General features: G+C 66.6%; 11 protein-coding genes. 6 read left to right on the forward strand and 5 right to left on the reverse strand.

Translation table 11 applies throughout. The features are described 5' to 3' along the window. Positions 1 to 147 precede the first annotated feature (147 nt). The 4 genes from AC5P9L_RS01485 to AC5P9L_RS01500 are packed head-to-tail and all read right to left on the reverse strand — an operon-like array spanning position 148 to position 6,950. Positions 148 to 861 carry a M15 family metallopeptidase gene (locus tag AC5P9L_RS01485; RefSeq protein WP_049440784.1) on the reverse strand — a complete coding sequence of 238 codons (714 nt, stop codon included), beginning with the start codon at positions 859 to 861 and terminating at the stop codon, positions 148 to 150. After that, on the reverse strand, positions 794 to 2,347 hold the full coding sequence (locus AC5P9L_RS01490; RefSeq protein ID WP_262101773.1) for a serine hydrolase domain-containing protein: 1,554 nt from the start codon (positions 2,345 to 2,347) through the stop codon (positions 794 to 796). Before AC5P9L_RS01490 ends, AC5P9L_RS01485 begins: the two co-directional genes overlap by 68 nt. A gap of 55 nt (positions 2,348 to 2,402) precedes the next feature. Then, on the reverse strand, positions 2,403 to 5,426 hold the full coding sequence (locus AC5P9L_RS01495) for a TonB-dependent receptor (RefSeq protein ID WP_012478953.1): 3,024 nt from the start codon (positions 5,424 to 5,426) through the stop codon (positions 2,403 to 2,405). A gap of 51 nt (positions 5,427 to 5,477) precedes the next feature. Beyond that, positions 5,478 to 6,950 (reverse strand): transglutaminase-like domain-containing protein, encoded by a 1,473-nt coding sequence (locus tag AC5P9L_RS01500; protein ID WP_049460875.1) that lies wholly within the window; start codon positions 6,948 to 6,950, stop codon positions 5,478 to 5,480. 132 nt (positions 6,951 to 7,082) lie between these two features. Between AC5P9L_RS01500 and AC5P9L_RS01505 the strand changes: the two genes are divergently transcribed. The 6 genes from AC5P9L_RS01505 (at position 7,083) to AC5P9L_RS01530 (ending at position 13,477) form a co-directional block, all read left to right on the forward strand. After that, complete coding sequence (locus tag AC5P9L_RS01505; protein ID WP_049460872.1) at positions 7,083 to 8,519, forward strand: C40 family peptidase; 1,437 nt, start codon at positions 7,083 to 7,085, stop codon at positions 8,517 to 8,519. Then, positions 8,520 to 9,614 carry a dipeptide epimerase gene (locus AC5P9L_RS01510; RefSeq protein WP_005412042.1) on the forward strand — a complete coding sequence of 365 codons (1,095 nt, stop codon included), beginning with the start codon at positions 8,520 to 8,522 and terminating at the stop codon, positions 9,612 to 9,614. Between the two features lie 505 nt (positions 9,615 to 10,119). Next, positions 10,120 to 10,968 carry a MurR/RpiR family transcriptional regulator gene (locus AC5P9L_RS01515; protein WP_049459316.1) on the forward strand — a complete coding sequence of 283 codons (849 nt, stop codon included), beginning with the start codon at positions 10,120 to 10,122 and terminating at the stop codon, positions 10,966 to 10,968. 15 nt (positions 10,969 to 10,983) lie between these two features. Next, positions 10,984 to 11,745, forward strand: a complete 762-nt coding sequence (locus tag AC5P9L_RS01520) for a L,D-transpeptidase family protein (RefSeq protein ID WP_043035505.1) — start codon at positions 10,984 to 10,986, stop codon at positions 11,743 to 11,745. After that, a complete protein-coding gene (locus AC5P9L_RS01525; protein ID WP_049459315.1) occupies positions 11,742 to 13,043 on the forward strand; it encodes an APC family permease in 1,302 nt (433 codons plus the stop codon). Before AC5P9L_RS01520 ends, AC5P9L_RS01525 begins: the two co-directional genes overlap by 4 nt. Before the next feature lie 110 nt (positions 13,044 to 13,153). Further along, complete coding sequence (locus tag AC5P9L_RS01530; RefSeq protein WP_005412038.1) at positions 13,154 to 13,477, forward strand: hypothetical protein; 324 nt, start codon at positions 13,154 to 13,156, stop codon at positions 13,475 to 13,477. Positions 13,478 to 13,564: 87 nt separating this feature from the next. On the opposite strand, the gene yiaA is transcribed toward AC5P9L_RS01530, so the two are convergent. Beyond that, positions 13,565 to 14,017, reverse strand: a complete 453-nt coding sequence (gene yiaA, locus AC5P9L_RS01535; RefSeq protein ID WP_012478947.1) for an inner membrane protein YiaA — start codon at positions 14,015 to 14,017, stop codon at positions 13,565 to 13,567. Positions 14,018 to 14,055 lie beyond the last annotated feature (38 nt).

The raw sequence follows: 14,055 nt of genomic DNA on the forward strand, positions 1-14,055 counted from the left end.
CAAGCCTCCATGGACGGATTTACGGCGTCCCCGCACTCCGGCACCGCCCAGCCAACTCACGGAACGCACGCTGTTGCTGTTGCGTCTGATGTTGCCGGCCAGCGGCCGGCACTACTGCGGGTGCAGGGCGCAGCCCTGCCGATACCCCTACCGTACCGGGACGTCGTACGCGGTGCCGGGATCCGGTTCGGGCTGCAGGGTGTAGTGCCACCACTCCTGCGGATAGTTGACGAAGCCGTGGCGTGCCATCGCCTGCACCAGCTGCTGGCGGTTCGCCTGCTGCACAGTGCTCAGCCCGCTCGTCCGGGTATGCGCGCGCGGGCCGAAGAAATCGAAGTCGGTGCCCATGTCCAGCGGCGTGCAGGCGCCAGTGCGGCAATCCAGCAGGCCAAGATCAACCGTGGCGCCACGACTATGGCCAGAACGCTCGGCGATGTAGCCGTCGGCCAGCAGCCGTGGCTTGTCCAGGTCCGGGTACTGCTGTGCCTTGCGCGAGAGTTCGCGCGGATCGTTCACCCAGGCCATGAAGGCCTGCACCGAGCGCACCGGCCGGTAGCAGTCGTAGAGGCGCAGGCCAAAGCCCTGCGCGCGCAGATCCTGTTCTACCTGCGCCAGCGCTTTCGCCACCGGCGCCAGCAGGTAGCAGGACGGCGCCTCATAGCCGGGCACGCGCGCGCCGGTGAAGTTGTTGGCATTGGCGTAGCGGATGTCCATGTCGATGCCTGGCGACAACGTGCGGATCTCCACCAATCCGGCGCTGGCCGCATCGGTGGCCGGCGAAACGCGCGGTGGCTCAGCGGCGTTGGCGGTCGCCGCCAGGGCAGTCGCCAGTACGAGTGAAATGCAGGTCCTGGAAGTCATAGCTGAAGTCGATGTCCGGATCGATGGCGCGCAGGTCCAGTGTCGGCGCCGGGCCCTGGCCCGGCTGCAGCCACGCCTGCGCCTCGTCACCCAGCGTATCCCAGCGCAGCAGCCAGCGCCCCTGCAATTGCAGCACCGAGGCCTGCAGCCGGGGCGACTTGTCCACGCTGAAGCGCAGGCCATCCTTGCCCGGGCACAGCGAAGCCGGGCCCAGCCAGGGGTCGGAGTAGCGGCCCTGCCAATGCGGCAGGTCATTGCCGCGTGCCGGCTGTGCGGCGGTGGTCGCTGGCCGTTGATGGCCAGATGCTGCCTGTGCTGCCCGGTCAGCCTTCAGTTCGGCCAGGTACTCCATCGCAGGGGGCGCATCGTCTGGTGCGGTGAAGCGCTTCAGCGTGGCCTGCATCAGCGCCGTGCGTGCATCCTCGCCTTCGCCGTTGATCAGCATCACCACGCCGACCCTGCGATCAGGAAGCAATGCCAGCGACGAGTACATGCCCGACAACGTGCCGGTATGCGCCACCTTCCACTGCCCGTCCATGTCCGACACCCGCCAGCCATATCCATAGCCGTAGAAATGCGCGTTGTCCCAGCGCCGCTGGCGTTCACCCAACGGCATCGGCATGTGCAGGGTCCACAGCGTGCGCCGCTGCTCGCTGCCCAGCCAGTCCGGCACCAGCGCGGGATCGAGCAGCACCTGCATCCAGCGTGTCATGTCGCGCAGCGAACAACGGATGCCTCCCGCCGCCATCGAGGGCAGGTCCGGGCTGATCGCAGCATCGGCGTTCACCACCTCGTTGCGTTTACCACGCCAGGCATGCGGCTGTGCCACGTTGCCCACGCGTTTCACCGACCACGCACCCACCTGGCAGCGCGTCATGCCCAGTGGTTCGAACACCTGCTCGCGCATCAGCTGGTCATACGGCTTGCCACCCGCTGCCGCCGCCACTTCGCCGGCCACCACATACATCAGGTTGTCGTAGGCGTAGTGACTGCGGAAGCTGCTGACCGGCTTGAGATGCGCCAAGCCGGCGATGATGTCGGCGCGGGTGAACGCGTTCGGCTCCGGCCACAGCATCAGGTCCCCGGCGCCCAGGCCAAGGCCACTGTTGTGGATCAGCAGGTCGCGCACCTGCATCTGCTCGCCCACCCACGCATCGTGCATGCGGAGGCCCGGCAGATGCCGCTGCACCGGATCATCCCAGCGCAGCGTGCCCTGCTGCACCAACCGCGCCAGCAACGCAGCGGTCATCGCCTTGCTGTTGGAAGCGATCTTGAACAGCGTGTCCTCGTCGATGCGGCCGCCATCGCCGCGCGCCCCCTCTGCATGGCGATGGACCAGCTGTCCGTTCTCGACCACCGCCAACGCCAGCCCGGGCAGATGCTCGGCCCGGACCACGGTCGCGATGTCGGCCTCGATGGCTGCACTGTCGGCCGACGAAGCGGACGGTGCGGCCAGTGCCGCCGCGAGGATCAGCAGGTGGTGCATGCGGGCAGCCCCTCCATTGCCCGCGCCGTCACGGTGGACGGCGCGGATCGTGGCCTCAGAAGTTCCAGGTCACCACCAGCTGGGTGTAGCGCGGTGCCTGCCAGCGCGTACCGGTAGCGAACGTCGCCTCGCGATACTGGCCGGGCTGCGCCTCGTAGCGCTGGTGCACGTTGATGGTCTTCTGGTTGTTGAACAGGTTGTACACCGACAACCGGGCGCTGAGGTCGATGCCCTCCACCGGCAGGCGCCAGGTGACGTTGGCGCCCATGGTCCAGGTCCACGGCAGGCGACCAAACGCGCCGCGCGGGCTGTACTCGAACTGGCGCTGGTTGTACGGGCCCGAACAGTTGGCCACGCACAGCCAACCGGTGCCACCACCACTGCCTTCACTGGACGTGCTGCCACCGGCGATGGAGTCGTTCGGCCACATCACGCCGTAGGCGGTGATCGGGCCACCGGACTGCACCTGCAGCGTGGTGCCGAACGACCACTGCTTGTTCAGCGCATACGCGGCACGCAGCTTGAACTGATGGCGGAAATCATTGAACAGAACACCATAGCGTTCATTGGTGGCCGGGTGGTCCCAGAACTGCACCATGCCGGTGTCGCCGTAGTTGGTATCGGAGTTCACCGGGCCTTCGAAGTTGCCCTCGCTCTTCGACCACAGGTAGGACGCGTTGAACATCCACTTCTCGTCCCAGGCGCGGTCGATCTGGAACTCCAGCGCCTTGTAGGTGCGCTTGGGCTTGGAGTAACCGATCACCTCGCCACTGCCGCCCTTTCGATAGCCGCTGTTGGCGGTGTCGATGGTGATCCAGCCTTCGTTGGCGCAACCGATGCTCTTGTCGCCCCAGATCGTCAGGCTCTCGCCCGGGTTGGCGATCGGCCACAGCGTGCTGGGGGTCGGGCCGCACGGGGTGTAGTTGATGCGGATGTCATCCAGCGCTCGGGTCATGCGCCGGTAGGTGGCATTGACGCCCCACGACCAGGCCTGGTTGATCATGTTCTGGAAGCCCAGGATGTACTCGTCCTGGTAGACCGCCTTCAGGTCGCGGTCCACGCTCTGGCGCAGGTCGGCACCGCCGGTGTTCATGCGGGTGTCGGTCGGCCCGATCTGCTGGCCGACAATCGGTGCCATGTACGGCGAACCGGTCGGCGAGGTTTTCTGCTCCCAGCCGTTCAGCACGTAATAACTGTATTCGTCGGTCAGGCCACCGGCGAAGTTCACGTTGATGTTGTTGGTGACCGGCAGGTAGTAGCGGCCGGCGTTGCCGAACAGCTTGGTGCTGCCATCACCGCGCATGTCCCACGAGAAGCCGACGCGTGGCGCGATCAGGTCGTCCATCTTGATGAACGCCTTGCCGGCGGCGGTGCGGTTCTCGAAGCGGTCCCAGCGCACGCCGAGGTTCAGCATCAGGTTCGGGGTGATGTTCCAGATGTCTTCCAGATAGAAGGCATTGGCCTCGGTCTCGAAGGTGCCGCCGGAGCGGCGGTTGCGAGCGCGCAGCATCTCGGTGACGCCAGCCGGTACGTAGGCGTTTGCGCCATCCCACACTTCATCGCCGGGCCGCGCCACGTAGGCGGTGTAGCTCAGCTCGGTCGGCCCTGGATAACGGGTGGACTGCTTGGTGGTCATCAGTTCGCGGTCGACACCGAAGCGCAGCAGGTGATCACCGAGCTGCCATTCGAAATCCAGGCGCGCGACATCGCGGGTGTCATCGCGCTCGGCCACCGCCGCGCCGGTCGGGTGGCAGCCCGCGCGCAGCCCCTGCAGCTTGCCCAGCCGCGGGCCGTAGGTGCTGTCGGTGAACACCGGGCTGCAGGCCTGGTCCAGCGACGAATTGGTGAAGGCACGCTGCTTGTTCTGGCCGACCATGGCGCGCGCGGTGAAATTCTGGCCGAAGTGGCCGGTGTAGGTGGCCGACCAGTTGCGGCCGCCGGTCTCGGTGACCGAGTCGCCGCCCCAGGAACCGATCCGGTCCGCATTCCAGTTGTAGCCGTACGACGCGTTGGTGACATCGCCCTCGTCGGAGAACGCCAGCAGCGCCAGGCTGTGGTTGTCGTTGATGTTCCAGTCCAGCTTGGTACCCCAGAAGCCGTTGCCGGAGTCGTTCTTGAACCAGGTACTGCCATCGGATGAGGTGTTGTGGCCCTTGTCGCTGCGGTCCTCGTACATCGCGAACAGGAACAGCTTGTCCTTGACGATCGGCCCCGAACCCCAGACGTTGGTCTTCAGGAAGGAGTTGTTGTCGCGGCTTCCGTAGGAATGCGGGGTGCCGTCGCGGTGGAAATGATCGCCGCCACTGGCGCGCCACGCACTGGGCTCGGCGGTGACTTCAACGCCGCCTTCGAACTCGTTGCTGCCCGAACGGGTCACTGCGTTAATCACGCCACCGGTGGAGCGGCCGAACTCGACCGAGTAGCCACCGGTCTTGACCTGGAATTCCTTGAAGAAGGCGAACGGCGCGGTGCTGAAGCCACGACGGGTATACATGTCGGTGACATTCAGGCCGTTGATGAAGACCGCATTCTCGGCCACCGATGAACCGGCGAACGACAGGCCTCCGAATGACGAGTTGCCGCCGACCACGCCCGGCGCCATCAGCGCGACCGCGGACAGGTCCTGCGCTACCGGCAGCCGCGAGATCTCCTGGCGGTTGATGTTGAACGAGGTTTCGGTGGAGTACACATCCACGCGGTTGACCACGCGGGTGCCAACCACCTGCAGTGCATCCAGGTTGGTGACACCGCCGCCGCTGCCAAGGTTGACCGTGGTGGTACCGCCGACGGCAACGCTCACCGATACCTGGTCGCCCAGCTTCTGGCCATCGCGGCTGAGCTGCAGCTGGTAGTCGCCCACCGGCAGCTGGCCGAGGCGGTAGCTGCCATCGGCGCCTACGGTGACGGTACGGGTCAGGCCGGTGCTGCTGCTGACCACGGTCACCTGGTCACCGGCGGTTGCACGGCCGGCGACTGCACCGCTCACGTTCTGTGCCATCGCGATGCCGGGCAGCACTACGCCCAGACACGCCCCGAGGGCGACGCACAACGCCGCCCGCTTGATGCTGTAAGCCTTCATCCCCTGCTCTCTCCTGCAAGAATTGAATGGTGTGGAATGCGATGTGTCGCGCTAGCGTTGCCTGGCTGGCAGTACCCGCCACTGGAAGTCGTAGCTCCATTGGTCGAAGTACAGGTTGCCGCCTGCCCACTCGGCCTCGCCGCGCTGCGAGTCGACCGTTTCCGAGCGGAAGTGCTGCTTGGCCGGCACGAAGGGCTGGCCGAAATCGTCGTTGAAAGCAATGCGGTAGCCGTCGAGGCCACCCAGATAGAAATCGCGCAGTGCCGGCACATCGCTGGCAAGCGCGCCGGTGGTCACGTCCATCGGCAGCCAGCCGTATGGCGCCAGGTAGACCTGTCCCCAGTCATGCAGGTTGTTGTAGCCGCTGCCGTCGCTGGAGAACACCATGCCCGACTGCCAGCGTGCAGGAATGCCGTTCATGCGCAGCAGCGCGATCAGCAGCAGGGTCTGCTGCCCGCAATCCGCATGGCCGGCGCGCAGCGCATGATCACTGATGTTGCTGAGCGTCGAGTATTCGCGCGCACCGGCCCATGGAATGCGGTCCACGGCGGCAAACAGCTTGCGCACCACTTCATAGGGGCGCGTCTCGCCCTGCAGCACCTGCTCGGAGAACAGCTTCAGCGCCGGGGTGAAACGCACATGCGGCAGCTGCTCGGCCAGATAGGGCTTCAATGCGGGATCATTCGGGGTGGCCTGCACCTTCGCAGGATCGATCGCGGTGTGTCGCGCGAAGACCGTTACCGCATAGCGGATCTCGAACCGGGTCGGCTTGCCGGCTACGGCTTTGGCTTCCAGGTAGGCGGTGCGCTGCAGGGTACTGGCCGGTGCCACCCGTGCCTTGCCCGGGGCGCTGCCCAGCCACTGCACCTGTTCCTGCTGGCCCGGGATCTCGCGCGGGTATGGAATCCAGGCGCGTACGGTTTCACCCGCCGGGACGGCATCGGCTTTCACCGTGAGCGACTGGGTGAACTCAATGCGCTGCGGCAGTACGGACGCCTGGCCACTCTGTTCGGCTGCGGCAAGCACGCGCGCGTGGTGCGCGTTGAGCACTTCGTTCGGGCCCGGCGGTGACATCGGTGCATCCGCGCGGCGGCGTGCGCGTGCTTCGTCACTGAGCAGGAACAGGTTCGACGGTGCGCGCTTGAAATACCAACGCGTACCATCGATATCGAGATGCTCGATCAGGCCGAGTTGATCCCACCGCGCGAACTCCTCGTCGGTCAGGTCGGGAATCCAGCGGCGCACGGCCGCCTTGGCGGCGGTTTCGTCGAGGGAAAAATCCTGGCGGATGCGGCGCATGCGCTCACGCTGGAACGCGCCTTCGGCAGCATCGCTCCCGGTCGCCAGCAGCGCATCGGCGTCGCTGAAGCGGCCGCTGTCGATCAGGTCGATCACCTGCGTTTCGCGCGCACGCTGCTGGCTGCTGCGCCCGTCTGCCGCCTGCGTGGCCGACGCCCACAGCAGCAGCGCGGCACACAGGCCGGCAGCAGCAGGCAGACGCGGTTTGCGAACGGCAGGATCCACAGCGACACTTCCCCAGCGCGGGTGGTAACGGCTGTGTAACACGGGCCGGGATGCCGGTCAATAATTTATTCTTGCTTTCGATGCCAAAAGGAATAAATATTCCAACAGGCATTCGAGGAGGGTGTGCACCGCATGAGCCTGGCTTCCCGCGAACCGCACCGGCGTTGGCCGCGCCGGTTGACCCTGGCCCTGTGCCTGCTGGCCGCACCGGCCTTTGCACAGGCGGCACCACCGCCCGACCCGGGTGCGCCGCTGCCCTATGTGATCGGCCTGCACGAGGCCTACCTCACCCCGCAGTACTGGGCCGCGCGCCAGGACAACGCTGATGCGCCGATTCTGGATCGCACACAGATCGAGGCGCAGAACGCGCGGATGCGTGCGCAGGACAGCCATATCCAGGACATCGCCACACTGCCCGCCCAGCTTGATGCGGCGACGGTGCGTGCCAGCATCAGCGCGCTGTCCAGCTGGCCCACGCGTGCACTGTTCAACGAGACGGGCCAGGCCATCGCCCCCGCGCTGCGCAGCGGCATCGAAGCCAACCTCGGCCTCGATGCGATTCCTGCCCAGGTGGCACCGGCCTATGGGCTGGTGGTGAAGCGCGCGGCACTGCGTACCTTCCCCACCCGCGAGCGCGTCTTCAGCACCGCCGGTGACACCGACATCGACCGCTTCCAGGAATCGGCGCTGTTCCCCGGCGACAAGGTCGCGGTGGTTCACCGCAGTGCCGACGGCCGCTGGCTGTTCGTGCACAGCGAGCGCTACAGCGCGTGGATCGAAGCCGACGCCATCGCCAGCGGCGACAAGGCCACGGTGCTCGGCTATGGCGCGAAGGGCCCGTACCGCATTGTCACCGGCGCCACCGCGCAGACCGCCTACACCCCGGAGGAACCGCGCGTATCGCGCCTGCAGCTGGACATGGGCGTACGCCTGCCGGTGCTGGCCGACTGGCCTGCGTCAGAGCCGGTGAACGGCCAGCAGGCGCATGCCTCATGGGTGGTGCAGTTGCCGGTGCGCGAGGCCGATGGGCGTCTGAAGCTCGTACCGGCGCTGCTGCCGCGCTCGCAGGACACCGCCGCCGACTACCTGCCACTGACCCCGCGCCTGCTGCTGCAGCAGGCCTTCAAGTTCCTGGGCGAGCGCTACGGCTGGGGCCATGACTACGACACCCGCGACTGCAGCGGGTTCGTCTCCGAGATCTACCGCAGCTTCGGCGTGCTGCTGCCGCGCAATACCAGTGCACAGGCGGTCAGCCCGGCACTGGATCGCCTGCCGTTCACCGACAAGGTCGGCAAGGCCGCGCGCGACCGTGCGGTCACCGACTTGCAGGTGGGCGATCTGGTCTACATCCCCGGCCACGTGATGATGGCCATTGGCCACGTCGACGGCCGCACCTGGGTCATCCACGATACGGCGGGCGGCAGCTGGTTCGGTGCCGACGGCAGACGTGTGCAGGCCCATCTCAATGGTGTTTCGGTCACGCCGCTGGAGCCGATGATGGCCAGCGATACCGTCCGCTACATCGACCGCATCACCAACATCCAGCGCCTGCGGGCCAAGACCCCCTGAATGAAGATCACTGCCATCGAACTGGGCATGCTGCGCGTGCCGCTGAAGACGCCGTTCAAGACTGCCCTGCGCACGGTGGAAACCGTGGAAGACGTGGTCGTACTGATCCGCACCGACACCGGCAACACCGGTTACGGTGAAGCCCCGGCCACCGCGGTGATCACCGGCGATACGCACGGCTCGATCATCGAAGCGATCCGCCACTTCATCGCCCCGCGCCTGATCGGCCAGGACGTGGTCAACCTCAACCATCTGTGCACGCTGGTGCAGACCGCGATGGAGCGCAACACCAGCGCCAAGGCAGCGGTGGAGATCGCGCTGTACGACCTGTGGGCGCAGCTGCACGGTGCGCCGCTGTACCAGATGCTCGGTGGTGGCGACCCGGTGATCACCACCGACATCACCATCAGCGTGGACTACATCGACAAGATGGTGGCCGATTCGCTGTCGGCGATCGAACGCGGCTTCGAGTCGCTGAAGATCAAGGTCGGCAAGGACATCGGCCTGGACATCGAACGGGTCAAGGCCATCCATGCCGCCGTGGAAGGCCGCGCCCTGCTGCGGCTGGATGCCAACCAGGGCTGGACCGCCAAGCAGGCGGTGCATGCGATGCGTACGCTGGAAGAGGCCGGCGTGGTGCTGGAGCTGCTGGAGCAACCGGTGAAGGCGGCTGACATCAGCGGCCTGAAGTACGTCACCGATCGCGTCAACACGCCGGTGATGGCCGATGAAAGCGTGTTCAGCCCGAGCCAGGTGATGGACCTGATCCAGCAGCGCGCGGCCGACATCATCAACATCAAGCTGATGAAGACCGGCGGCCTGTCGAATGCGATCCGCATCGCCGACATCGCCGGCATCTACGGCGTGCCGTGCATGATCGGCTGCATGATCGAATCGAGCATCAGCGTGGCCGCCGCCGTGCACCTGGCCGTGGCCAAGAGTGATGTGATCACCAAGGTTGACCTCGACGGTCCCTCGCTGGGCCAGTTCGACCCGGTCAGCGGCGGCGTGCATTTCAACGAATCGGAGATCAGCATCAGCGACGTGCCGGGGCTGGGCATCACCGAAGTACGCGGGCTGGAGATGCTGGGGTGATTTGCGCCTTGCGGCTGGCTTGGTCCTCAACTGATCCTGGGTCGCGCGTTACTTTTCTTTCCGCGGAAAGAAAAGTAACCAAAAGAAACGCTCCGCCGGCCGCGAGCCGACGTACTGCGCACGCCGGTACCCTGCGCTCCTCGGTCCGTCGAGGGACGGCGCGGAACTCGCTGCGCTCAAACACCCGCGCCTCTTCGCCCTCGCCGGACCTGCGGTGCTCGGCTCGCTTGAAGGCGGACTCAACGACAGCTCCGGGTAGATCCACGCCACGCGTGGATGCTCCTGCTTCTGCTCTACCTCGTATCCTCTTCGCGGCTGGCACGCGCGCGATCTGTCCGGGGTCGGGCGGGCGGGGCTTGCGGGGGTGTCCGCCGCATGGATGCGGCGGCCAAGCCTACACGGACGTACTTGCGGCGTCCCCCGCAAACCCCGCCCGCCCGAGCCACCACATAATCTGCCCTATGCTGCCAACCGCAACGCGCCTATCCATGTCCGGACACCCCGCATGCCGCCCCTGCTGAAGATCCGTTCCGAGCGCGGGCAGATGTCGGCCATCGAGCGCCGCATCGCCGACTTCATCCTCGACAACGCCCACCTGCTGCGCGACTACTCGTCCCAGCAGCTGGCCAGCGCGCTGGGCATCAGCCAGTCCAGCGTGGTGAAGTTCAGCCAGAAGCTCGGCTTCAAGGGCTACCCGGACCTGAAGTACTCCATCGGCCAGGATGTCGCCCGTGCTGGCGCCGATCCGCAGCAGGCCCCCAGCGAACCCGACAGCGGCGACGACTACCTGCGCCTGGGCGACACCCTGCGCCGCAGCAAGGCACAGGCCGAAGAGGAAACCCGCCAGGCCAACCCGCGCGAGGAGATCGAGCGCATCGTGCAGCTGCTCGACGGCGCGCCGAAGCTGTTCGTGTACGGCCTGGGCGACGACGGCCTGTTCGCGCGCGAGTTCGCCATGCGGCTGTCGCTGCTCGGCCTGCTGGTGGTGCCGCATACCGACCCGATCCTGATGCTGGCCAACCTGTCGGCCGCGCGCCCCGGTGATGCGCTGCTGGTGTTCTCCGAATTCGGCAACCTGCCTCAGCTTTCGCAGCTGTCGCGCCAGTTCCAGGACATGGGTGGCAAGGTGATTTCCATCACCCGCCATACCGCCAACCCGCTGCGCGCGCATGCTGACGCAGCGCTGGTGGTGTGTGCGCACGAACGCACACCGCAGGTCGCGCAGCTGCTGTACCGTAGCGCCATGCACGCCCTGCTCGATTTCCTGTTCGTGCTGCTCTGCCACACCAATCCGGACCGCCAGCAGCAGCTGGCGGTGAACCTGGAGCGGATCGACCACCTGCTGGATTCCTGACCGGAGCACCTGTTGATGAAATCGCTGGTCCGTCTCGCTACCGCTGCACTGCTGCTTGCCGCGGCGGTATCCGTCCACGCTGCGCCGCTGCAGGGTGCGCGCCAGCTGATCGTGGTCACCAGCGAAAGCTGGGACAGCACACAGGGCCAGCTGCAGGCCTATGTGCGTGATGGCAAGGGCTGGCATGCACATGGAGAGGCGTTCCCGGTGGCACTGGGCCGCACCGGCAGCGCCTGGGGCCTGGGCCTGCACCCGGCGCAGGCCGATGGCCCGCAGAAGCAGGAAGGCGATGGCCGCAGCCCGGCAGGCGTGTTCGCGCTCGGCAGCGCGTTCGGCTATGCCGTCACCCGCCCCGGCACCGCCATGCCGTACCAGCCGATGCTCGACAGCAGCTACTGCATGGATGTGCCGGCGTCGCCGTTCTATAACCGCATCGTCGACGCGAAGAAGGTCGGCAAGGCAGCTGTGGAAGGCTCCACCGAGCCGATGCGGCTGGATCTGCACAACAAGGGCGACGTGCGTTACCAGGAGGGCTTCGTGATCGCCCACAACCCGGACAACCAGCCCGGCAAGGGCAGCTGCATCTTCGCCCATCTGTGGCGCCAACCCGGTGAGGCCACGGCCGGCTGCACCGCCATGCCGCAGGCCCGCATGCAGGCCCTGCTGGACTGGTTGCGGCCGCAGGATGCGCCGCGCTTCGTGCTGCTGCCGCGCGCCGAGTACACGCGCCTGCAGGCCCAGTGGCAACTGCCCGCACTGCGTGGAGACGCCCGTTGAGCGCGCAGGACGAACCGCAGCTGCAGCGCGCGGTCAGCCGCTGGCAGATCGTCGGCCTGTCGATCAACGATGTGATCGGCAGCGGCATCTACCTGCTGCCGGCCGCCACCGTCGCCCTGCTCGGCCCCTTCAGCCTGTGGGGCGTGGTCGCCGCCGGTATCGTCGTGGCGCTGCTGGTGCTGTGCTACGCGCAGGCCGCCAGCTACTTCGACGAGCCCGGTGGCAGCTACCTGTATGCACGCGAGGCGTTCGGGCGCTTCGCCGGGTTCGAGATCGGCTGGATGATCTGGCTGACCCGCATCAGCTCGGCGGCCGCACTCAGCAACGCGCTGGCCGATGCCGTCGCGCGTTTCTGGCCGTGGGCCGGTGCCGGCATGGGGCGCATCGCGGTGATCGTGGTGTCGCTGGGCTTCCTGACCGGCGTCAACATCATCGGCGTGCGCTCGGCCGCGCGCACCGGCGTGGTGCTGGTGATCGGCAAGATGTTGCCGCTGCTGCTGTTTGTGGCCATCGGTGCGTTCTACATCGACCCGCAGCTGGCCTTCTCCGGCCAGCGCCCCGACCCGCACGACCTGCAGCGCATGGGCGAGGCCGCGTTGCTGCTGCTGTACGCCTACGCCGGCTTCGAGAACATCCCGGCCGCCGCCGGCGAGTACCGTAATCCGCGTCGCGATATTCCGTTCGCGCTGATCACCATGATCATCACCGTCACCGTCATCTACGGCGCGGTGCAGGTGGTGGCACAGGGCACGCTGGCCGGCCTGGCCAGCTCGGCCACGCCGCTGGCCGATGCCGCCGCCGGCTTCGGCGGCGAAGCACTGGCGCTGATCCTCACCGTAGGCGCGACCATCTCCATCCTCGGCACCAACAGCAACACGATGATGATGGGCCCACGCTTCCTGTTCGCACTGGCCCGCGATGGCTATGGGCCGAAGATCCTGGCGCAGGTGCATCCGCGCTTCCACACGCCGGCCGCGTCGATCCTGTGCCAAGGCCTGATCGCGCTGGGCCTGGCCCTGTCCGGTTCGTTCGTGCAGCTGGCCCTGCTGTCGATGACCACGCGCCTGTTCGCCTACATCGGAACGGCCGCTGCGGTACTGGTGCTGGCCAAGCGCTATGCGGACCGGCCGGGCGCACTGAAACTGCCGTGTGGCCCGCTGATTCCGGTACTCGCGCTGCTGCTGTGCCTGGCGCTGTTCGCCAGTGCCAGCTGGCAGAACATCGCTGCTGCGCTGGTGGCGTTCGCCATCGGCGCGGTGATCTACAAGCTGCCGCGAAAAGATGCCGACGCCGGATGACCGATAGCGCCGGGCCATGCCCGGCGGATTGATCTGGTGATCACGCTGCCGGACCGGGCCGTTAACCGCCACGCAGGCAGGATCAGGCTTCGTCCACAACGGAGCCTTCCATGACCGAGTACCAGATCCCCGGCCGCGTACCGGACGACAGCACGCCGCGCGATGCGGTCAGCAACTACTGGCGCGAACGCTACACCGCCGAACCGTACTACGACGACCAGCTGTTCTTCGAGGACTATGAACCGGCCTACCGCATCGGCCATGCCGCGCGTGCGCAGGACATGATCCGTGCCTACGAACAGGTCGAAGCTGAACTGGAGTCGCGCTGGGCCAGCGAGCGTGGCCGCAGCCGGCTGGAATGGGCGCAGGCACGCAATGCCGTGCGCCGTGGCTGGGAGGACGCGCAGCAAGCGGATCCGTTGTTGAAGCGATAGCGCCATGCTTTTGTCGGGCCGAGCCTACGCTCGGCTCGACTCAACAAACGCCGCAGGACAGCCGAGCATGGGCCCGGCTCTACACATTCACTCCTGTTCCGGCAGCGGCGGCGCGACCGCGCTGCGCTTGCTCTCACCGCCACCGGCGGCGATCAGGTCGCGGGTGTTCTTCTGCACCGCCACCGCGCCGAACAGCGACAGTGCATACGCCATGCCGTAGAAGCCCTTCTCGCTCGGTGCCAGCGTGGCATTCCACAGGCCAACCAGCAGCAGCATCAACGCCGACAGCAGTGCGAACCAGCACAGCGCGTAGTACAGGCCACTCACCGGAATGCCCTCGACGCGGTCACGCACGCTCTTCTGCAGCGACACCGCCGCGAACAGGCCGAACAGCAGCAGGGTCAGGTAGTAGCCCTTTTCGTTGAGCGCCATCGTGGCGTTGAACAGACCGATCAGGTAGGCCGCCGCACCCAGCAGCAGGGCCACCCATGAGGCGGCGATGAAGGCGGTGGAGGGCTTGTGGGGCATGGCAGTGTTCATTGCAGATCCTTGGCAGGCAGACGGGCACGCTTTGCCCG

Source organism: Stenotrophomonas sp. YJH_SMC_64, assembly GCF_059371375.1.